Annotated in this window: 14 protein-coding genes; 5 read left to right on the top strand and 9 right to left on the bottom strand. The window is 74.1% G+C overall.

From position 1 onward, the window contains the following. Positions 1-18 precede the first annotated feature (18 nt). The 3 genes from KIT14_10285 (at position 19) to KIT14_10275 (ending at position 8,789) form a co-directional block, all read left to right on the top strand. Positions 19-1,872 carry an acyl-CoA dehydrogenase gene (locus tag KIT14_10285; protein ID MCW5890929.1) on the top strand — a complete coding sequence of 618 codons (1,854 nt, stop codon included), beginning with the start codon at positions 19-21 and terminating at the stop codon, positions 1,870-1,872. Positions 1,873-2,056: 184 nt separating this feature from the next. Next, positions 2,057-8,494, top strand: coding sequence for a hypothetical protein (locus KIT14_10280; GenBank protein MCW5890928.1), 6,438 nt, complete (start codon positions 2,057-2,059; stop codon positions 8,492-8,494). Positions 8,495-8,585: 91 nt separating this feature from the next. Continuing rightward, a complete protein-coding gene (locus tag KIT14_10275; GenBank protein ID MCW5890927.1) occupies positions 8,586-8,789 on the top strand; it encodes a hypothetical protein in 204 nt (67 codons plus the stop codon). Positions 8,790-8,900: 111 nt separating this feature from the next. Here KIT14_10275 and KIT14_10270 read toward each other — a convergent pair whose 3' ends face one another. The 3 genes from KIT14_10270 to KIT14_10260 all read right to left on the bottom strand — a co-directional run bounded on the left by KIT14_10270 (position 8,901) and on the right by KIT14_10260 (position 12,631). Further along, entirely contained in the window at positions 8,901-10,565 is a 1,665-nt protein-coding gene (locus KIT14_10270; protein MCW5890926.1) for a DUF3556 domain-containing protein, read from the bottom strand. Positions 10,566-10,634: 69 nt separating this feature from the next. Continuing rightward, complete coding sequence (locus tag KIT14_10265; protein ID MCW5890925.1) at positions 10,635-12,074, bottom strand: hypothetical protein; 1,440 nt, start codon at positions 12,072-12,074, stop codon at positions 10,635-10,637. Positions 12,075-12,085: 11 nt separating this feature from the next. Then, positions 12,086-12,631 carry a hypothetical protein gene (locus tag KIT14_10260; protein ID MCW5890924.1) on the bottom strand — a complete coding sequence of 182 codons (546 nt, stop codon included), beginning with the start codon at positions 12,629-12,631 and terminating at the stop codon, positions 12,086-12,088. 128 nt (positions 12,632-12,759) lie between these two features. Here KIT14_10260 and KIT14_10255 point away from each other — a divergent pair, with 128 nt between their 5' ends. Further along, positions 12,760-13,524, top strand: a complete 765-nt coding sequence (locus tag KIT14_10255; protein MCW5890923.1) for a TetR/AcrR family transcriptional regulator — start codon at positions 12,760-12,762, stop codon at positions 13,522-13,524. On the opposite strand, the gene KIT14_10250 is transcribed toward KIT14_10255, so the two are convergent. The 4 genes from KIT14_10250 to KIT14_10235 all read right to left on the bottom strand — a co-directional run bounded on the left by KIT14_10250 (position 13,517) and on the right by KIT14_10235 (position 17,627). After that, positions 13,517-13,954, bottom strand: a complete 438-nt coding sequence (locus tag KIT14_10250) for a hypothetical protein (protein MCW5890922.1) — start codon at positions 13,952-13,954, stop codon at positions 13,517-13,519. The genes KIT14_10255 and KIT14_10250 overlap by 8 nt on opposite strands. Positions 13,955-14,032: 78 nt before the next feature. Next, the gene (locus tag KIT14_10245) at positions 14,033-15,904 is read right to left on the bottom strand and encodes a hypothetical protein (GenBank protein MCW5890921.1); all 1,872 of its coding nucleotides are present in this window, start codon (positions 15,902-15,904) and stop codon (positions 14,033-14,035) included. Further along, on the bottom strand, positions 15,855-17,273 hold the full coding sequence (locus KIT14_10240) for an AAA family ATPase (GenBank protein ID MCW5890920.1): 1,419 nt from the start codon (positions 17,271-17,273) through the stop codon (positions 15,855-15,857). Before KIT14_10240 ends, KIT14_10245 begins: the two co-directional genes overlap by 50 nt. Positions 17,274-17,285: 12 nt before the next feature. Then, positions 17,286-17,627: a co-chaperone GroES gene (locus tag KIT14_10235; GenBank protein MCW5890919.1), complete on the bottom strand. Its 342-nt coding sequence runs from the start codon at positions 17,625-17,627 to the stop codon at positions 17,286-17,288. 135 nt (positions 17,628-17,762) lie between these two features. On the opposite strand from KIT14_10235, the gene KIT14_10230 reads away from it, so the two are divergent. After that, positions 17,763-18,848 (top strand): DUF2332 domain-containing protein, encoded by a 1,086-nt coding sequence (locus KIT14_10230; protein MCW5890918.1) that lies wholly within the window; start codon positions 17,763-17,765, stop codon positions 18,846-18,848. 49 nt (positions 18,849-18,897) lie between these two features. Here the strand turns inward: KIT14_10230 and KIT14_10225 are convergent, their stop codons facing one another. After that, complete coding sequence (locus tag KIT14_10225) at positions 18,898-19,653, bottom strand: Slp family lipoprotein (GenBank protein MCW5890917.1); 756 nt, start codon at positions 19,651-19,653, stop codon at positions 18,898-18,900. Continuing rightward, positions 19,653-20,066 (bottom strand): peptide chain release factor-like protein, encoded by a 414-nt coding sequence (locus tag KIT14_10220; protein ID MCW5890916.1) that lies wholly within the window; start codon positions 20,064-20,066, stop codon positions 19,653-19,655. The genes KIT14_10225 and KIT14_10220 overlap by 1 nt, the downstream gene beginning before the upstream one ends. Positions 20,067-20,105: the final 39 nt, after the last annotated feature.

The following is a 20,105-nucleotide window of genomic DNA, read 5'->3' as shown; positions in this document are numbered from 1 at the left end:
CCAGGAGGTAACCGTCCGATGGCCGAGGCCGTGGCCCCCAACAGCTACAAGCTCGATCGCCGTGCGATCGACTTCACCCTCTTCGAGCACCTGAAGATCCAGCAGGTGTTCGAGCACGAGATATACGCCCACCTCAGCCGCGAAGACGTCGCCGCCGTGATCGACCAGTGCGCGCGCTTCGCGATGGAGGTGACGGGGCCCCTCAACAGCCCCGCCGACCGCGCCGGCTGCGTGCTGAAGGACGGCGTCGTGCACACCCCGAAGGGCTTCAAGGAGGCGTGGGCGAAGCTCTTCGAGCTCGGCTTCCTCGGCTTCGCGATGCCGCAGGAGGCGGGCGGCTTCGGCGGTCCGCACTGCATCGAGGTCATGCTCCAGGAGATCCAGAGCGGCGCGAACACCGCCTTCAACATGTACCCCGGCCTCACGCACGGCGCCGCCGACGTGATCCACCACTTCGCGCTGCCGGAGGACCAGGAGAAGTTCCTGCCGCCGATGCTGGGCGGCCGCTTCTCGGGCACGATGTGCCTCTCCGAGCCGCACGCCGGCTCGGACGTCGGCGCGACCAAGACCAGGGCGAAGCACCTCGAGGGCAACCTCTACGCCATCAGCGGCACCAAGTGCTGGATCTCCGCCGGCGACCACGATCTGGCCGAGAACGTGATCCACCTCGTGCTCGCCCGCATCGAGGGCGCGCCCCCCGGCACGAAGGGCCTGTCGCTCTTCATCGTGCCGAAGGTATGGGTGAACGACGACGGCTCGCTGGCCGAGTCCAACGACGTCGCCACCGCGTCGATCGAGCACAAGCTCGGCATCAAGGCGTCGGCGACGGCGGTGCTGAGCTTCGGCGAGAACGGCAGGTGTCGCGGCATCCTCGTCGGCGGCCAGCAGCATCAGGGCATCAAGCAGATGTTCCGCATGATGAACAGCTCGCGCATCGCGGTCGGCATCCAGGGCGTCGCGGTCGCGTCGGCGGCGTACCTGAACGCGCTCACCTACGCGCGCGAGCGGCTCCAGGGCTCGTCGGTGCGGCAGTTCAAGGACCCGAACGCGCCGCGCGTCGCGATCATCGAGCACTCCGACGTCCGTCGCATGCTGCTCGAGATGAAGGCCAAGGTCGAAGGCATGCGCACGTTGGCGGTGAAGCTGGCGCTGCACTCCGACCTCGCCCTGGCGCTGGCGAAGAGCGACCCCGCGAAGGCCGCACACCACCAGGGCCAGGTCGACCTGCTGACGCCGATCGTGAAGGCCTACTCGTCCGACCAGGCCTTCCGCATCGCCGAGATGGCGATCCAGACCTACGGCGGCGCCGGCTACGTGCAGGACAACCCGGTCGAGCAGTACTGCCGCGACGCCAAGATACTCTCGATCTACGAGGGTACGAACCACATCCAGGCGACCGACCTCGTCGCCCGCAAGCTGCAGGCGTCGAACGGCGAGCACTTCGCCGCCTTCCTCGCCGAGATCGAGACCTTCGTCCGCGAGCACGACCGCCAGCCCGGCATCGGCGCCGAGGTCCGCGCCCTCGGCGAAGCCGTCGAGGCGCTCAAGCGCTGCGCCGGCGCGCTCATGGAGTACTTCATGGGCGGCAAGATCGACCAGGTGACGCTCTGCGCGAACGCCTTCCTCGAGATCATGGCCGAGGTCACGATCGCCCACCTCCTCCTCGAAGCGGCGACCATCGCCGAGCGCCGGGTCGACTCCGATCCCGACGAGCAGAGCGAGGAGGACGACTTCTACGCCGGCAAGGTCGCGGCGGCGAAGCACTATGCCAACTACGTCCTCCCGGCCGTGCATGCCAGGACGCAGGCGATCACCGGCGGTGATCGCAGCGCGCTCGACGTCCCCGACCGGGGGTTCTCGACCGCGTACTGATTCGCGACGGCCGCCCGCCGTGCGACCTGCACGGCGGGCGTCGACCGCCCCGGGCTGCCGACGGGCCTCCCTCACGATGTGAGGCGCCCGCTCCCGACGGCGCCCCCCCGATGGCCCAGGCGTGTCCCTCTACCGGGGGCCGCACCGAACATCGTTCACCCCGATCTCACGCCCTGCAGGTGAGATGTGGCTCCGGCGGTGCACCGTCGCGGCGGTCCTGATTCTGCTCGCCGGGGCTGCCGGCGTCGCGCTGCCGCGCGGCGCCAAGCCGCGGGTCTGCGACCCGGGCCGCTTCCTTCTACCGGCCGGCAGCAGCGCGCTCGTCACGGGCGGCCCGACCGTCGCGGCCGACGCGGTCGTGCTGCTGGAGGCGACGGGGCGGCGGCTGGTCTCGATCGAGAGCGGCTGCGCGCCGGCGCGGGCCCGGACCCGCGCCACGCGCCAGGGCACGCGCCTGCGCATCCGCTGGCCGGCGTGCCATCAGGACCGCAAGGTCCGCCTCGCGGCGCTGATCGCGCCGGACTGCGTGACCATGCGCGGCACGTTGAAGGCCGTGCGCACGCCGCGGCGGGCGTTCGAGGCCTCACGTTCGATCTGCGGGGACGCGCGCGTGGACCCGGTCGTGGGCGAGGAGTGCGACGGCGACCTCGCCTGCCCGGACGGCATGTCCTGCGTTGCATGTCGCTGCACCGAGACGTCGGCGACGACGATCCCGACCACCACCACGCCTCCCGTCACCACCACCTCGAGCTCCACCACGCTGCCCCCCGCCGGGACCACCACCAGCACCGCGCCGACGCCCACCACCACGACCGTCACGACGACGTCGACCACCGCGACGACCTCGAGCAGCACGACGACCACCCTGCCCGGCACGCCGCCGCCGGACCCCGCCGCCGTCGCCCCAGCGCCGACCCCGGGCGAGATCGGCGCCTTCGCGAAGGGAACGACGTTCCTGCACACGAGCGGCATCCAGATCGGCGCCGACCCGACCGCGTTCGACGCCCGTCGCACCGCGCTGGTGCGCGGCCGCGTGCTCGACGCCTCCGGGGCGCCGCTCGCCGCCGTCACGATCTCGGTCCTCGATCACCCGGAGCTCGGCCACACGCTGACCCGGGACGACGGCCGCTTCGACCTGGCGGTGAACGGCGGCGGCTCGCTCGTCCTCCGCTACGAGAAGGCCGACCGCATCCCCGCCCAGCGCAGCGTCGAGGTGCCGTGGAACGATTGGGCCTTGGCCCCCGACGTCGTCCTGCTCGCGGCCAGCCCCACCGTCACCGCGATCGACGCGGAGGCCGCCGGGACGCAGGAGGCCGCCGGCGACGTCGTCGCCGACGATTCCGGGACGCGGCAGCCGATCCTGATCGTGCCGCCCGGAACGAAGGCCGAGCTGGTGCGGCCCGACGGCAGCGTCGAGCCGCTCGCGAGCTTCCACGTCCGCATGACCGAGTTCACGGTCGGCGCGCTCGGGCCACAGGCCATGCCGGCCGCGCTGCCGCCCGCGAGCGGCTACACCTATGCCGTCGAGTTCAGCGTCGACGAGGCCGCCGCCGCCGGCGCGCGTGAGGTCCGCTTCGATCGGCCGCTCGTCCACTACCTCGAGAACTTCCTCGACTTCCCCGTCGGCAGCGTCGTACCGGCAGGCGCCTACGACCGCACGCGCGGCACCTGGGCCGGCGCCCCGAACGGGCGCGTCGTGCGCATCGTGGGCACGGCCGGCGGTCTGGCGCAGCTCGATATCGACGGCGACGGCGTCGCCGACGACGCCAGCGGACTCGGCGTCGGCGACGGTGAGCGCGCGCGTCTCGCCGCGCGCTACGCGCCCGGACAGACGCTGTGGCGCGTGCCGATCGCGCACTTCTCGCCCTGGGACTGCAACTGGCCGTACGGCCCGCCGCCCGACGGACCGCCGCCGCGCAACCCACCGCCGCGCAACGATCCCCCGCCGAAGGGCGACGATCCCTGCAAGCAGAACGGCTCGGTGATCGAATGTCAGACCCAGATCCTCGGCGAGGACGTCCCGGTCGCCGGCACGAGCCTGCGGCTCCACTACCGCAGCAACCGGGTCGTCGGGCGTGCCGCGATGCGCGCGCTGGTCATCCCCGTGACCCCCGCCGCGGTACCCGCGCCGCTGAAGCGCGCGACGGTCACGGTCACGATCGCAGGCCAGCAGCACGAGAAGACCTTCCCGCCGGGACCCGACCAGGCCTGGACCTTCGTCTGGAACGGCCGCGACGCGTGGGGACGCCCGCTGCAGGGCCGCCAAGCGGCGCACGTGCGCATCGCCTGGGTCTACGACGCCTTCTATCTCCCGCCCGCGGACTTCCAGAGCGCGTTCGCGCAGATCGCCGCCGACGCCACGCCGATCACGGGCGACCGCGCGCGCAGCGAGATCACGCTCTACCAGGACTGGGACGCGATGGTCGGCGGACTGGACGCGCGCATCCTCGGCTTGGGCGGCTGGACGCTCGGCGTCCAGCACGCGTTCGATCTACGCGACCGCCTCTACCTCGGCGACGGCACCACCCGCAGCGGCGAGACGTTCGTCCACACCGTGAAGAGCCTCTCCGGGCCGGGCATCGGCACGCCGCAGCAGCAGGCCGACCTCAGCGCGCTGCACGGCATCGCGAGCGCGCCGGACGGCAGCCTCTACGTCCTCGCGGGGTGCCGCCTGCGCCGCCTGGCGCCGAACGGGGCGGTCGAGCATGTCGCCGGGCATCCGTCGGGCTGCGGTGTGGCGACCGGATTCGAGGAAGGCATCCAGGCGTCGACCGCCTCGCTCGGGGTGTCGCGCGGCATGGCGATCGGGCCGGACGGACGCACCATCTACATCGCCGAGGCCGGCCGGCACCGCATCCGGCGTATCGGACCCGACGGCGTGATCCGCACCATCGCCGGCACCGGCACGGCCGGCTTCGACGGCGACGGCGGCCCCGCGATCGACGCACGCTTCAACGAGCCCTGGGGCATCGCCGCCGCGGCGGACGGCAGCCTCTACGTCGCCGACGCGCTGAACAACCGCATCCGCCGCATCGGGCCCGAAGGCCACGTCGCCACCTTCGCCGGCACGGGGTCGGCCGGAAATCCGGCCGGCGACGGCGGCTCGGCCCGGCTCGCCGTCGTGTCCCTCCCGCAGAGCGTCGCCGTCGCGCCAGACGGCACGGTCTACGTCGCGCAACGGGGGCGGGTGCGTGCCATCGACGCCGCCGGCGTCATCACCTCCGTCCCTGGTGTCGGCACGCTCAGCAACCTCGACACGTTCCCCACCGCGCTGGCGGTGGCCATCGGTCCGGGCGGACATCTCTACGTCAGCGAGGCCCAGCGCGTCCGCCACGTGCTCCCCGACGGCTCCATCGACGAGGTCTTCGGCTCCGGTGCGAACACCTTCTGCCCGACACCGTCCGGGTGCGGCGAGAACGGCCCGGCGCGCGCCGCCGGCGCGTTCCTGCTGCGGTACCTGGCCGTCACCCCCGACGGGCGGGTGGCGTTCGTCGACGAGACCAACGACCGCACCCGCACGGTGCAGCCGTCGCTGCCCGCCTTCGTCGGGAGCGGCCTCGTCATCCCATCCGCCGACGGTGGCGAGGCCTATCGCTTCGACGGCGACGGCCGCCATCTGGAGACCTACGACGCGCTCACCGGTGCCGTGCGCTGGCAGCTCGGCTACGACGCCGCCGGCCACCTCGCCACCTTGACGGACGGTGACGGCAACGTCGTCACGGTGGAGCGCGACGCCGCCGGCGCAGCGACGGCGATCGTCGCCCCGGGCGGCCAGCGCACCGCGCTCGCCCTCGACGCCGACGGCTATCTCGCCAGCGTCTCGGCGCCGGGCGGGCGTACCTGGCACTTCGCCTACGGTCCGAACGGGGACGGGCTCCTCACCCGGATGACCGATCCCCGCGGTGCCGTGCATCACTACGGCTACGACGACCTCGGGTATCTGATCAGCGATGCGCGCCCCGGCGCCGGCACGACCACGCTCGCACGCGTCGACACGGCCGGCGGCAGCACGGTGACCCTCACCACCGGCGACGGGCTGGTCTCGACCTTCGCCGTCGAGACGCTCGCCGACGGCGTCGTGCGGCGCCACGCGACCGAGCCCAGCGGCGCGACGACCGAATCGCTCGTGCGTCCCGACGGCACGCAGCGAGTCACGCATGCCGACGGCACGGTGGTCGATCTCGTCGAAGGCCCCGATCCGCGCTGGAGCATGCAGGCGCCGCTCGTGCGCAGCGTCACCATGAAGCTGCCGGGTGAAGCCGGTGCGACGCGCACGTTCGACCGCACCGTCACGCTGGCGCAGCCGTCGCTGGCGCTCCTCACCCAGACCGACACGATCACCGTCGGCGGGACCACGGCGACCGTGGCGTGGAACACCGCCGCCCGGACCTTCACCGTGACCTCGCCCGCCGGACACCAGGAAGTCGTCACGGTGGACGCACAGCGCCGCGTGATCGGGCGCGCCATGCCCGGCATCGCCCCGGTCTCGTACACGTACGACGCTCGCGGCCGGCTCGAACGGGCCGCGCACGGCCCGATGCAGCTCGCCTTCACCTGGGACGCGGCGAACCGCCTGACGGCGCGCACCGACGCGCTCGGCGACCGCGTCGCGCTGGGCTACGACGCCGCCGGGCGGCAGGCGAGCGCCACGCTTCCGAGCGGGCGAACCTGGATGCTCGCCTGGAACGCGACCGACCTGCTGACCCACGTGACGCCGCCCGGAACCGCCGCCCACGTGCTGGCGTACGACGCCGCCGGCCGCGAGACCGCCTACACGCCGCCGGGCGGAACGCCGTGGGCCTTCACCCGCACGCTCGACGGTGCAGCCGACACGGTCGCGCTGCCCGACGGCCGAGGCGAGCAGCTGATCCTCGACGCGGGCGGCCGGGCGACGGGACTGGTGTGGAACGAAGCCGCCGTGTCGGTGTCCTACGTCGGCGTGACCAGCCGGCCCGACATCGTGACGCGGACCGCGGCGGGCGGCGGTGCGCCGCAGGCGCTCGACCGCGACTGGAACGGCCGCCTGCCGATCGCCGCCCGTTTCATCGGGCCGGCGACCGGCGCGTTCACCTGGGAGCACGACGCGCGCTTCCGGGTGCGGCGCACGCGGCTCGCCAGCGGCCTCGACACGATCGAGGTGGCGCGCAGCTACGACGCCGACGGTCGCGTCGCGTCGATCGGATCGTTCACCGTCACCCGCGCCGGGCCCGACGGCCTGCCCACCAGCATCAGCGACGGGATCGGCACGATCACCTACGCCTATGACGCGCTCGGCCGTCTCGCCGCACGCACGCACGTCGTGAACGGCATCGCGGTGTACGCCGTCGCGCTCGAGTTCGACGCGGCCGGGCGGATCGCGACGCGCATCGAGACCGACGCCGGCGGCCCCCACGTCGAGGCCTACACCTTCGATCCCGACGGACAGCTCCTCGAGGTCGTGCGCGACGGTGTCGTCGCCCAGCGCTACGAGTACGACGACCGCGCCAACCGCACCGGCCGGCGGCTCGGCGCGGGCGCGACGCAGGTCGCGGCGTACGATGCCCAGGACCGGCTGCTCTCGCGCGCTGCCGTCGGCTACGTGCTGGGTGCCGCCGGGTTCCTCGTCGAGCGGGGCGCCGACGTCTTCACGTACAGCGCCGCAGGCGAGCTCCTGGCCGCGACGGCCGGCGGCGAGAGCGTCACCTACGGCTACGACGGCCTGCGGCGGCGGACCACGCGCACCGGCGCGGGCGGCACGTCGCAATACCTCTACGGCAACCGGGACGACGACCTCGAGCTCACGGCCGTGCGCGATTCGTCCGGTGTGCTCACGTGGCACCACTACGACGACGGCGGCCGTCTGATCGCGCTCGACCGCGGCGGCACACGCTACTACGTGGCCACCGACCAGCTCGGCTCGCCGCGCGTGGTGGCGAGCGCCGACGGGACGGTCGTCCGGAAGCAGCGCTGGGACGCCTTCGGCGTCCTCGCCGAGGACAGCGCGCCCGGCTTCGCGCTCGCGACCGGCTTCGCCGGTGGCCTGTCCGACCCGGTCACGGGTCTCGTTCGCTTCGGCCTGCGCGACTACGAGCCTGCGTCCGGGCGGTTCACCAGCCGCGATCCGGCGCTCTTCGACGGCCGGCAGGGGAACCTCTACGCCTACGCCGGCAACGATCCGGTGAACCGCGTCGACCGCACCGGGCTCACCTCCGTCGAGGTGTCGGCCTACGAGGTCATCGGCGTGGACGCGAAGCTGGCGCTCACACCGGACGGGCTGTCGGCCTGCTTCGGCCTCGGCTTCGGGGGCGGCGGCGGGTCGGTCGCCCTCGACCCGTTCGGCGACCTCGACGACAACAAGGTGGCCCTCGATGCGAAGGTCAAGGGCCAGCTCGGCGGCGTCAAGGCCGAGCTGGGCGGCGAAGTCTCGGAGTGTCGCAAGACCAAGTTCAAGGGCGAAGGATGCGTGGGACCGCTCTGCTCGAAGCTCGACAAGACGCTCGACAAGCAGTTCAACGGCCAGCTGAAAGCCAAGCCCGAGGAGTTCCGCGAGGGCCTCGACGGGCTGCTCGGAAAGTTCAAGGACACGGGCATGGGGCTGAAGCTCAAGGTCGGCGCCAAGATCTGCCAGCAAGTGCGCTGGTGATCGCGCCGGCCGCCCGCCGTGCGGGTCGCTCGGGCCTACTTTCAGCTTCAGCTCCGTCGACATGACCGTGGTGCTCCCGGTCACGGTGGCGATGAGGCTCCCCCGCACCGACGTCGTGCTGCCGCTGACGCCGGCACGGCAGAAGCACGCGTCGGGCTGGTTGCACGCGGCGTTGAACGTGAGCTGCCGGCTGCAGCCCGCACCCGGTACGATGACCCACGAGCCGGTGCCGGTGCAGCCGAGGGACGAGTTGCCCAACGCCGCGGCCGTCTCGACGTCGTCGATCCAGAAATAATCGACGACGATGTTCTTGGTTCCGCCGTTGACGAGGTGACACGTCACGGACTGGAACCCGGCGGGATGGACAGCGCGGGCCGAGGGTGAGGCGGCGTGCGGCGGCGCCGCCTCACCCCTCGCCGTAGTCCCACGGCTTGCGCCGCGCCAGGTTGGCCAGCTCGGCGTGCCCTTCGGCGATCGGCCCCGTCGCCGCGTCGACGATGCGCCAGTGCAGCGTCGAGCCGAGGAACGGTTGCGCCTCGACGCAGACGACGCGCAGCTCACCCGGCGCGAAGCCGCACTGGGCCTGCACCGCCGCCAGCAGGCGCTCGTCGGCGAGGTGGCCCTCGCCGAAGTTCCAGCCGACGACCGAGCCCGCGACCGTCTCGCCGTCGGCGTAGGTCCAGCGCTGGAACGGCGTGTGGTCGGTGGCCTGCGGCAGCAGCAGCCCGAGAATGCGGCCCTGGAGGTGGAGCGTGCGGAAGGCGAGAAACCCGGCGTCGGCCTGCACCGCCTGCTCCGCGGGCAGGAAGCGTTGCTGCTGCTCGAGGAGAAGCGACGCCGCGCGCGTCAGGCGGTGGAGCTTCTCCTGGCTGCGGTCGCGGAAGAGCCACGCGTTCCACGCCCAGTTGCCGGCGTAGTAGCGCATCGACACCAGGAACGACACGCGCGACGGCACGAGGTTGCCGAGGAGCGGCAGCACGAGGAGCGCGATCACGAGGTAGACGGCGAGCAGCGGCGAGCCGACGTCGAACAGGCTCACGGTGGGATGCCCGAGGAAGAGAAAGAGCCCGGCGTAGACGCTGAGCACGTTCCATTCGAAGACCGCGGCGATCGGCATGTTGCTGAGGATGAAGCCGTGCAGCAGCAGGACGAATGCGATGCCGAGATAGAGCAGCGGGCCGTCCTGCGTGACGAAGAGCAGCGTCAGCGGCGCCGCGAACTCGAGGAACGTCCCGGCGTGCGCCATGAGGCGCGCCAGCGGCGACGGGCGTAGGTCGTCCGGGTAGGAGACGAACAGCCGGCGGCGCAGCCACGGGCTCTTCAGGAGCGGGTTGTTCGCCGTCATGATCGGCACGACGTAGGCGAACGCCGGCGTCAGCTTCGAGACGCCGGCCCAGAACCAGATCGCCAGCTGCACCCATTTGCAGGCCGCGATCCAGCTCCCCGCCAGCGTGAAGCAGACGAGCATCGCGAAGTGGTGCTCGACGCGCGCCGCGAGGAAGATGGTCTTGTCGCCGAGCCCGCACAGGGGCAGCAGCACCACGATCGGCACCAGCACCGACGGGCCGATCTCCGGCTGCACGAGCGCGCGCAGCAACGACAGCAGCAACGCGGCGTAGAGCGCGGCGTCGAGCCAGGTGCGCCGCGTCCCGCCGAAGAGCAGCAGGTTCGGGAACGGCGCCAGCTTCGTCGTGCCGGGGCAGAGAAAGTGCAGCCCCGCGGTGAACGGCGGCCACAGCTTCAGCCCGAGCGGCCCGCTCATGCAGCCGAAGCCGGCGACCTCGAACAGGCTCGCCCACAGGAACGCCTTCTGGAAGGCGACGTCGGCGAACACCCACGACGTGAACCCGGACACGGTGCCGAGCCCGGGCGTGAAGGAGCAGAAGTACATCCAGCCGGCGACGAAGAGCGCCAGCTTCACCGCGTGGAACGCGTACGCCGCGAGGGGATAGTCGAGCCCCTGCAGGACGTACATGTTCGTCCCGAGGCGGACGCGCTCGGTGAAGTCCTTCTTCTCCCACTCGGCGGGATCGAACTCGCTCGCGGGCGCCTGCGTCGCGGGCTGGCTCATGGCGTCCTCCCTGCGCTGGGCCTTCCTCTGACATCGAAGACCCCGCGCTGTCCATGAGCGGCCGCCCGATCAGGGCAACGGGCTCTTCGCGGGGACGGGCCAGTCGGCGCGTGCCGGCGTGCGCGCCACCAGCGGGCCCGGCGTGAAGGCGGTGTCGAAGTTGCACACCGACGGCGACGCCCCGGGCAGCGACAGGCAGCGGGCGAGGACGTCGGCGGTCGTCGGCCGGTCTTCGGCGGGCGTGCCGTAGCCGTCGAGCCACTCGAGATACTCCAGCACCACCGCGCGCAGCTCGTGCGGCGTGTAGGCGCAGTGTCCGGCGGTGCTGCCCCAGACCAGCGCGTGGTCCTTGCCGCCGTATGCCGCGGCGTCGGCGTAGACCTTCTGGAACTCCGGGGTCGTGATGTGGTCGCCGCGGCCGGCGAAGGAGAGGATGGGATAGTTCACGCGCTTCGCGGGACCGCGCGTAAAGTCGATGCGCGTGTTGTTCGCCATCTTCTTGCGTCCCGGCCCGCGCCGGAAGCGCGGCACCGCGGCGTTGAACGCCTGCGCCGCCGAGCCGGCGAACACGGTGGTGTAGTCGACCTCGTCGTTCCAGCCGGGACGCCGCCCGCCGAGGCGCTTCGGGTCGGCGACGACCTGCCCCATCGCCAGGACCGAGAAGCCGGTGACGTGCGCGAGGTTGAAGTTCGGCGGCGGGATGCGCGTCAGCGCGTACATCGCGTCGAGGCGCGCCCTCTGCGCTGCAGCCACGGCGGGATTCGCGCTCGGGGCGAGCCAGCCGAGGCACGTATTCATGATCAGGCCCAGCTCGATCTCGGTCATCTCCGGATTGCCGACGTCGGGCAGGCTGTCGAAGCTGCCGCCGGGGACGTCGTTGCACAGGAAATCGTAGACCAGCCGCACGTCGGTCGCCGCATCCACCGTCGGCAGGCCGCCGGCCGACGCCGAGCACAGCGGGATCGCGCCGTGGATCATCTTGCCCGCCCTGAGCCGCATCGTGGCGTCGACCGTCACCGCACCGCCGCCCGACATGCCCGTCACGATGATGCGCTTCGGCTTCCCCGGGCCCTTGCGCCCGAGGAACTTGAGGATCGCCTTCAGGTCGGCGCGGCTGCGGAAGACCGCCCAGCTCGTCTGGCTGAACGTCGACGCGGCCACCGCCTTCCCCATCGGCAGGACGATCTGATCGAAGCCGAGCATGGATATCTGGTTGCAGACGCCGGTGCCGGCGCCGGCGCAGTCGGCGTCGACGGAGCACGCCGTCGCCGGCGCGCCCATGCAGGTATGGTGCGGCGCGATGGTGAGCGGATCGAGCGTCAGCCCGTGGTTCACGAGGAAGACGTCGCCGTCCCAGGCGTCGGGCACGAGGATGCGGAAGTAGGAGCCGTTGCGCGCGGCGCCGAGGTACTCGGTGCAGCCGACGCCGGGCGGACACTGCGCGCGCGCCGAGCCGACGGCGCCGAGCAGGAGCAGGGTGGTGATCATCCAGGCGGGACGGAAACGCATGACGGCTCCCTTCAGGGTGTCGGATCGGCGTCGGGTGCGGGCGGCTCGCGCACGATCCAGCCGCCGCCGTCGCGGCGGACGCGCAGCCCCGGCTCGGCGCGGCGCGCGTGGTCGAGCGCCTCGGCGGCGGCGAACGGGTCGGGCGCCAGGACGAGCGCGTTGGCGAGCGCGATCCAGCGATCGGCGTCGGCGGGATCGCCGTCGGCCGCGGCGCGCAGGTTGCGCACGGCGGGGCCTGCGGCGCCGAGCTCGAAGTACAGGCCGCCGAGCGCCGCGTGCGTCTCGACCGAGGGTGTGCCGGCGACGGCGGCCTGGAGCAGCGCGAGCGTGGTGCGGAGGTCGCCCTGGCGGCGGGCCTCGGCCGCGTCGGCGAGCAACGCGGCGGCGGGACGGGAGACGCCGACGGCCGCGGAGGCTCGGGACGCGGCGCGGCGAGCCGTGCGCGCCGCAGCGGACGTGCACACGGCGAGGTCGGAGCTCGCCGACGCTGCGGGGACGGCGGACGGGCGCTCGCCCTCCCTTCGCCGTCCACCGAGGATCACGGCGGCGAGCAGCACGCCCGCGAGCGCTGTCGACAGAGCGGCGAGGCGGAGCGACCGCCGATGGTCTCGCGGGCTGGGCATTCGCGGGGCGCCGGGCCGCACGGTAGACAGCGCGTCTACCTGGTGTCAAGGTCGATCGTGCCATGGCGGCACGCGGCTCCGGCGATCACGCCCGCACGACGGCTCGGCACGGTGCGCGGTCGCGACGCCGCGCGCCGGCGCGCGGATCGTCCGGCGTCCAGCTCGGCGAAGACGCGGCGCGGGCGACGATCCTGCGCGGCGGCGCCATCGTCTTCGCCGCCGACGGTGCGCGTGCCGCGTCGGTGGCCCGCATCCTCCAGGAAGCGGGCGTCGCCCGCCGCACGTTCTACCGGCTCTACGCGGGCAAGGAGGACGTCATGGCCGCCCTCTACCACGCGGGCACCGAGATGCTGCTCGACCGCTGCCGGGAGGCGGTCCGCGCGGAGCACGACCCGCTGCGCCGCGTGGAGCGCTGCATCGACGTCCACCTCGGCCACGCGCGCGACCTCGGCCGTCTCGTCTGGGTGCTGGGCAGCGAGGCGCAGCACCACGAGTCCCCGCTGCGCGCGCGCCGCCTCGAGGTGCACGCGGCCCTCGCCGCGCTGCTCGAAGCCGCCGACGCCGCCCCGGGCCGGGCACGCGTCGATCCGATGCTGCCCCGCGCCCTCGTCCTCGCACTCGAGGGGGTCACCCGCATCATGCTCGAGGAGAGCGACGAGGGACGTGCGGTCACGGCCGCCCGGCTCGCGCGCACCCGCCGCGTCATGCTGCGCATCGCCACCGCCACGCTCGCCGGCACGGGCGCGGGCGTGGCGGCGCTGCCGACCGCGGACGCGACCGGTCGGCGGCCCGATCGCGGCGCGCCCGATCGTCCGCCGCTCAGTTGATCGCCGGACCGGTGCACTTCTCGGCATGGAGCGCGCCCGTGACGCCGCTCGACACCGTCGACTCGCCGAACAGCAGCGTGACGACCTCGCCGCCGAAGGCGCTGCTCAGCTCCGGATACGGGAGCCCGAACCCGAAGTGGTCCCGCCTCGGCGGGTCGAAGAAGGCGCCGCCCTGCCGAGACACCGTGTAGCCGAAGCGGAGGATCTTGCCGTCGGAGCTACGGCACACGGTGCCGTAGGCCATGCCGCCGCTGCCGCCCGTGCCGGTGATCGGCCGGCAGCGGCCGATCGCGGGCACCTTCCACGGCCGGGCGATGAGGATGGGCGTCGAGGCGCCCTTGTAGACGCAGAGGTCGGCCGCCAGCGCGGGCGATGCGGTGGCGAGGACGAGGAGGCCGAACACGGAGCGGGCGAGACGGGAAGTGCGCATGATGGGGTCCTTTCCGGGGCGCCCTTCCGCGCCCTCCCGAAAGCCGCGTGACCGGCGGCGTCACGATGTGACGCGCGGTCAGAGGGTCCAGCGTACGACCCGGCCCGGATCAGGCCGGTAGGAACAGGTGGCTCCGGTGCGCAGGGTGGCGTCCAGGTAGCGCCCCAGCGCCGCATCGGCGGCGGCGATGCGCCGCAGCGCGGCGTGGATGCGCTTGGCGACGCTGACGCGCGCCCGCTCCGACGCCGAGCCCCCGCGCCGGGACCGGCCCGAGAGGGTGAGCGCCCGCGCCAGCTCGTCCTCAAGGACGGCCAGCTCGCCGCGCAGGCGCTCGACGTGGCCGAGATCGTGCCGCGCCTCCGCCTCGTCCAGCTCGGCCGCGACCTCGCGACGCCGGCGCCGATAGGCGGCGATCGCCTGGTCGTCCAGCAGCACGCCGGCGTCGCCCGCGTCGACGGCGCCGCCGTTCGGCGCGGCCTTGTCCTGTGCCACGAGCTCGAGCGCGGCGACGTCACGGTCGGGATGGCGCAGCAGATGGGCGATGTAGGTGAACCCGAGGACGTGCTTGAGCGGCGTCCCCGTGGCGCCGAAGCCGACGTGCCAGTAGTCGCCGCGGCGCACGAAGATCGCCGCGCCGGCCGCCGCCGGGGCCGCCACGGACGCCCCGAACGACGCGCGCGCCGCGATGCCGGCCAGACCGAGCCCGGCCGCGCGCCGCGCGATCCGCCCGAGCTCGTCGCCGGTCGCCTCCCCGAGAGCGGCACGCGCGGTCGCGAGCGCCAGCTCGCTCTCGAGCACGAGAGCGTGCGCGCGGAGCCGACGGTGGACGGCGAGGCCCTGCTCCAGGAGTGCCCGCGCCCGTGCCGGAGCGCCGGCAGCGAGCGCCAGGAGGCCGCGGTGATGATCGACGGCGCCGAGACAGACGACGCCGAATCCCACCACGACGCACCGGCCCGCGTACGGCGCGAGGATCGCTTCGAGCTGCGCCGCGCGCGCTGCGTCGCCGACGGCGGCGCAGAGCATGGCCGCGTGCGCCGCGGCGGGCAGGCGGGTGTAGCCCGACGGCAGGTCGGCGAAGTCGCGCGCGGCGAGGTCGTCGAGCGCCGCGCGCGCCGCCTCGGTGCGACCCTGGACCGCGACCAGCCACGCCGCCACCCAGCGCAGCAGCGGCAACGACGGATAGCTGGCGATGGTGGCCTGGAGCGCGGGCGCGACCTCGCCGGCGCGCCCCTGCGCGGCCCGCAGCGCGAGGAGGAGCGTGCCGAAGACGATGCCGCCGTCGGGATGCGGCAGCGCCTGCGCGGCCGCGAGCCCCTCGCCGGCGAGGCGCTCGGCGTCGTCGAGGCGCCCCTCGGCGAGCGCGCGCAGCGCGCCGAAGCGCGCGACGTACCAGGCGTACCACGGGCGTCCCAGCTCCTGCGCGCGGGCCGCATACTCGGCGAAGGCGTCGTCGGCGTGCGCGTCCCCGAGCTCGAGGGCGTCGACGAAGCGCCATCCGGTCTCGACGATCGCCAGCTCCCGGTCGCCCGTGCGCGCGGCGAGCACCGCCAGCCGCTCGCCCAGCCGGCGCCGCTCCGCGGGCGGCTGCACGCCCCAGAGCGCCCAGCGGGCGTCGCTCAGCACGGAGCGGAGGACGGCAGCCTCGTCGTCGTCGCGCACGAGCCCGAGTGCGTCGGCGCAGAGGACCTGCCGCCGCTCCGCCGAGCCCGGGTGCGCGTAGAGCGCGTAGGCCAGCCGGGCGCCGAGCCAGGCGCGCAGCGCGCGCTCGGCGCCCGGCAGCGCCGCCAGCGCCTCCTCGAGGAGCTCGACGACCTCGGGCTCGAAGGTGACGTGGGCGCGCTGCTGGTGACCGGCGAAGCCCAGCGCCGCGCGGGCGAGCAGCACTGCCGCGCCGGGGGCGTCACGCCGGGCGCGTGCCAACGCCGCGGCACGCGCATGGGCGGTGCGCATCCCGGCCAGATCCCCCGCGCCCCAGGCGGCGACGAGGCCAGGCAGCCGCACGCGGGTCGACGCCGACGGTGCGGGCGCGCGTTGTTCCGCCGCGTTCCAGCGCCGCGCTCGCCTGGGCGGGCGAGCGCGGCCAGCGCCTGCGCGCCGGCATCGAGCGGGCGTCCGCCGCGGCGGCGTCGTCGCCCGCGGCGAGGAGATGATGCGCGCGCGCCGCGGCGCCGCCGTCCGCGCCCGCGAGCGCTTCGGCCGCCAGGCGGTGCCATGCCGTCCGCTCCTCCGGATCGAGCGCGTCGTAGACCGCCTGGCGCACGAGCTCGTGCGGGAAGCGTACGTCGGAGCCGTCCGTCGCGAGCAGGCCGGCCGCCATCTGCTCGCCGATCACGGCGTCGAGCACGATCGGCGGATGCGCCAGCGCCGCGGCGCGTACGAGCGCCGCGGGCGCCGCCGTCCGCCCGACCACGGCCCGCAGGCCGAGCGCCCGCCGGGCCGGTGCCGACAAGGCCGCCAGCGGCGTCCGCACGACGGCGGCGACGTCGAGCCCGGCGTCGTCCCCCGGATGCCGCAGCCAGCGGGCGAGAGCGAGCGGCAGGCCGCCCGTCGCCGCGTAGACCGCATCGAGCGCCTCGGCGCTGCTCGGCACCGTCGCCGCGAGCCAGTCCGCGACCGCCGCACGGCTGAGGACGCGCAGCCGCAGCCGCCGTCCCTCGCGCGCCACGGCGTGAAGCTCGCTCGCGGTCGCCGCCGGGGTCCCGTCCTCGGCGTCGCGGTACGTTCCGACGAGGACGACGCCCGGCAGGCCGCGCAGCGCGCGGGCCACCAGGCGCAGGAGCAGCAGCGAGGCGCGGTCGGCGACGTGCAGGTCGTCGAGGACGAGGACGAGCGGCGCCGCGCGCGCGTCGTCGCGCAGGGCGCACACGACGCGGTCCATGAGCGCGAATCGCGCCGCCTCCGGGTCGCTCGGGCGCGACTCGACCGGGCGTCCCTCGATGCGCTCGACGATGGCGTCCCAGGCGGGCATGCGGGCGCCGAGCACGCGCAGCGCCTCGATCCAGGGCCAGAACGCAGGCTGCCCGCCGCTCTCCCAGCAGCGGCCCCACGCGACCCGCCAGCCCTGCGCGCGGGCCGCCGCCGACATCGCGTCGGCGAGCCGCGTCTTGCCGATGCCTGCGGGCCCGGTGAGCACCAGCAGCGCGCCGCCGGTCTCCGCGTCACCGAGCGTTCGTGCGAAGACGTCGAGCTCGTCGCCGCGGCCGACGAACGCCGCGCCGGCCGCGGGCGTCGTGCGCGCCCGCGGCGTCGCCGTGCGGGCCGCTCCCGTGGGCACCGGGACCGGGCGCAGGGTGCCGCGGGGCGTCTGCCGGGGGCCCATCGCCGTGCGCGCTCAGCTCATCGCGTCTTCGGACACCTCGTCGACGGTGGCGAGGATGTCCTTCGTATCGAGCAGCCGCAGCTCGTCGTCCCACGGCACGCGCACGCCCGACGCCTTCGCGAACAGCACGCGCGCGCCGTGCGGCACGCCGGCGACGTTGACGCCGAAGCCCTCGTGCCCGACCTCTTCCGCCGCGCGCGCCACCTCGACGACCTCGCCGTAGAGCGACTCCTGCATCTTCTCCTTGGCGCCCGCGGGCAGGTACAGCCCGCTCTCGGCGCGCTCCTCTTCGCGGATGATCTTGACGAGCACCCGCGGCCCGAAGGGCATGATGTGGCGAACGACGCGCGGCATGCGTCAGCGCACCTGCGAGGCGGGGTGAACGGATCCCGACGGGTTCTGCACGCCGGCATCCTAGCGGGCGCGTCGCCGGAGGAACAAACGCCGCGCGCCGTCGCATGAGCCGGAGCCGGGGTGTATCGCCGCAGCATGCCCTTCGATCTCGCCGCCGCGTTCCGCGAGCAGGCCATGTACTGCGACGCGCTCGACTCGCCCTTCACCGCGGCGATCCTGCGACGCGCCGCCGACGACGTCGATGCCGACGGCTGGGTCGCCGACCTCCTCGCGCGCGACGACTGGACGCGCGCCGACGCCGCGCCGCTGCGCTGGACGGGCGCGCTGCACGCCGCCGTGCTCGGCGGACGCGCCCCTGCCCTCGCCGCGCTCTACCCGCCGCAGCGCTCGCACTGGGACGCCGACGCCGTGTTCGCCGCCGCCACCGCCGCCTACGCCGCCGACCCCGCGTGGTTCGCGGCGTTCGTCACCTCGCCGCCGCAGACCAACGAGACGCGCCGTGCGATCTGCCTCCTGCCCGGCTTCCTCGCCGCCGCCGCGGGCGGCGGCCCGCTGCACTGCCTCGAGGTGGGCGCGAGCGCCGGCCTCAACACGAACTGGGACCGCTTCGCCTATCGCACCGAGCGCTGGTCGTGGGGCTCGACCGCCGACGCGGCGCCGCGGATCGACAGCGCATGGCACGGGCCGGCGCCTGCGGTGGCGACGCCGATCGTGGTCGCGTCACGCGCCGCCTGCGACCGCCAGCCGCTCGACGTGCGCGATCCCGAGGCGCGCGACCGCCTGCGCGCCTACCTGTGGCCCGATCAGCCCGAGCGTCTCGAGCGCTTCGACCGCGCCGTGGCGCTGGCCGTGCGCCAGGGTACGCGCGTCGAGCGCGAAAGTGCCGACGTCTGGCTGGCCCGCCGCCTCGCCGGCCCGCTGCCCGAGGGCGTCACGATCGTCTACCACTCCATCGCCTGGCAGTACTTCCCGGCCGACGTGGCGGCACGGGCGCGCGCCGCGATCGAGGCGGCCGGCGCGCAGGCGACGCGATCGCGTCGCCTGGCCTGGGTGCGCTTCGAGCTCGACAGCGTGTTCCCGGGCGATCGCGGCCACGATGCGGGCGACGACCTGGCCGACGCCACCCGCTTCGGCGTCGATCTCCTCGGCTGGCCCGGCGGCGAACGACGCCACGTCGCGCGCGTCGATCCGCACGCCCGCTGGGTCGACACGAGCGATTGACGACGGACGGCCCGTCGGACGCTGCGGCCGCGACGATGCGCTCGACGGGCTAGCGACCGCGCCCGCCGCCGCCGCCCCCACCGCCGCCGCCGCGACCACCGCCGCCGCCGCCACCACCGCGACCGCCCCCACCGCCGCCACCACGGCCACCGCCGCCGCCTTTCCAGCCGCCGCCGCCCCAGCCGCGGCCGTTCCAGCCACGGCCGCCCCAGTAGCGCGGCCCGCCCCACCAGCCGCCCCACCCGAACGGGCTGCCCCACCAGCCGGGCCCCCAGTAGTACGGATACGGCGCCCAGGTCGCGCCCCAGTACGGCCCGTACCAGCCACCATAGTAGCCCCAGTACGGCCCGCCCCAGGGATCGTAGGGATAGTAGTAGGCGCGCCGCGGTGCCCACAGGTAGACCGTGTCGGCGCGGACGCGCGGGAACTGGTACGGCGAGTCGCCGACCTTCCCGGTCTGGATGCCCTCGACCGTGCCGACGACGGTGACCTCGCGGCCGGCAGCGAACACCGCCGGGTCGTAGAAGCCGCCGCCGCAGGCGACGAAGCGGCCCGTGGTCTCGTCGACCGGGCGCGGGCGCGCCTCGCCGTCGAGCGGCTTCTGGACGATCTCGAGGCAGGTCTCGCCCTCGCCCGGCGTGGTGCGGACGATCTGGCCGCCCCAGCGAATGCGCTCGCCGGTCGCGCCGGTGGCCTGCGTCTCGGCGACGGTGAGCGGCGGGAACTCGCCGGCGAGCTGGCGCGGCGGACGCGCGCACGCGGCGAGCACCGCGGCGAGGAGCACGACGAACGACAGACGGCGCATCAGTCCTCCGCGCCCGCCGGGCCGCGCCGCAGCGCCTTCTTCGCGGACTGCGCGTGCTTGGCGGCGAGCACCTTCTCCTTCGCGCGCTTCGAGCGCTTGCGCTTCTGGCGGCGCACGCGCGCGATCTCCTGCTCGCGGGCGCTCCGGCGCGCGCAGCGCTCCTCTTCGATCTTGTCGCAGAGGAGCCGGCGCGCGAGGAAGCGGTTCATCGCCTGCGTGCGGGCCTCCTGCATCTTCACCGCCGTCCCCGTCGGCAGGTGCCGCAGCACCACGCAGGTCGCGACCTTGTTGACGTTCTGCCCGCCGGCGCCGCCCGAGCGGACGAAGCGCTCCTCGAGGTCGGCTTCGCGCACGCCCAGGCGCTCGAAGCGGGCCGCCAGCGCCTGCTGCTTCTCGGGCGACACGGGGAACATGATCGACTTCATGGGTAGCGGGCGCCGCCACACGGCGCC

The sequence above is a fragment of the bacterium genome (genome assembly GCA_026129405.1).
Lineage (GTDB): Bacteria > Desulfobacterota > Binatia > DP-6 > DP-6 > JAHCID01.
The sequence above is the reverse complement of the archived record's forward strand: the minus strand, read 5'-3'. Positions and strand labels throughout refer to the sequence as shown.

Coding starts and splice junctions, on each gene's coding strand:
- KIT14_10240 (MCW5890920.1), bottom strand. CDS start 17,273: ATGGGCCCCCGGCAGACGCCCCGCGGCACCCTGCGCCCGGTCCCGGTG.
- KIT14_10230 (MCW5890918.1), top strand. CDS start 17,763: ATGCCCTTCGATCTCGCCGCCGCGTTCCGCGAGCAGGCCATGTACTGC.
- KIT14_10225 (MCW5890917.1), bottom strand. CDS start 19,653: ATGCGCCGTCTGTCGTTCGTCGTGCTCCTCGCCGCGGTGCTCGCCGCG.
- KIT14_10285 (MCW5890929.1), top strand. CDS start 19: ATGGCCGAGGCCGTGGCCCCCAACAGCTACAAGCTCGATCGCCGTGCG.
- KIT14_10250 (MCW5890922.1), bottom strand. CDS start 13,954: ATGCGCACTTCCCGTCTCGCCCGCTCCGTGTTCGGCCTCCTCGTCCTC.
- KIT14_10265 (MCW5890925.1), bottom strand. CDS start 12,074: ATGCGTTTCCGTCCCGCCTGGATGATCACCACCCTGCTCCTGCTCGGC.
- KIT14_10235 (MCW5890919.1), bottom strand. CDS start 17,627: ATGCCGCGCGTCGTTCGCCACATCATGCCCTTCGGGCCGCGGGTGCTC.
- KIT14_10245 (MCW5890921.1), bottom strand. CDS start 15,904: ATGCGCACCGCCCATGCGCGTGCCGCGGCGTTGGCACGCGCCCGGCGT.
- KIT14_10255 (MCW5890923.1), top strand. CDS start 12,760: ATGGCGGCACGCGGCTCCGGCGATCACGCCCGCACGACGGCTCGGCAC.
- KIT14_10280 (MCW5890928.1), top strand. CDS start 2,057: ATGTGGCTCCGGCGGTGCACCGTCGCGGCGGTCCTGATTCTGCTCGCC.
- KIT14_10270 (MCW5890926.1), bottom strand. CDS start 10,565: ATGAGCCAGCCCGCGACGCAGGCGCCCGCGAGCGAGTTCGATCCCGCC.
- KIT14_10275 (MCW5890927.1), top strand. CDS start 8,586: ATGAGGCTCCCCCGCACCGACGTCGTGCTGCCGCTGACGCCGGCACGG.
- KIT14_10220 (MCW5890916.1), bottom strand. CDS start 20,066: ATGTTCCCCGTGTCGCCCGAGAAGCAGCAGGCGCTGGCGGCCCGCTTC.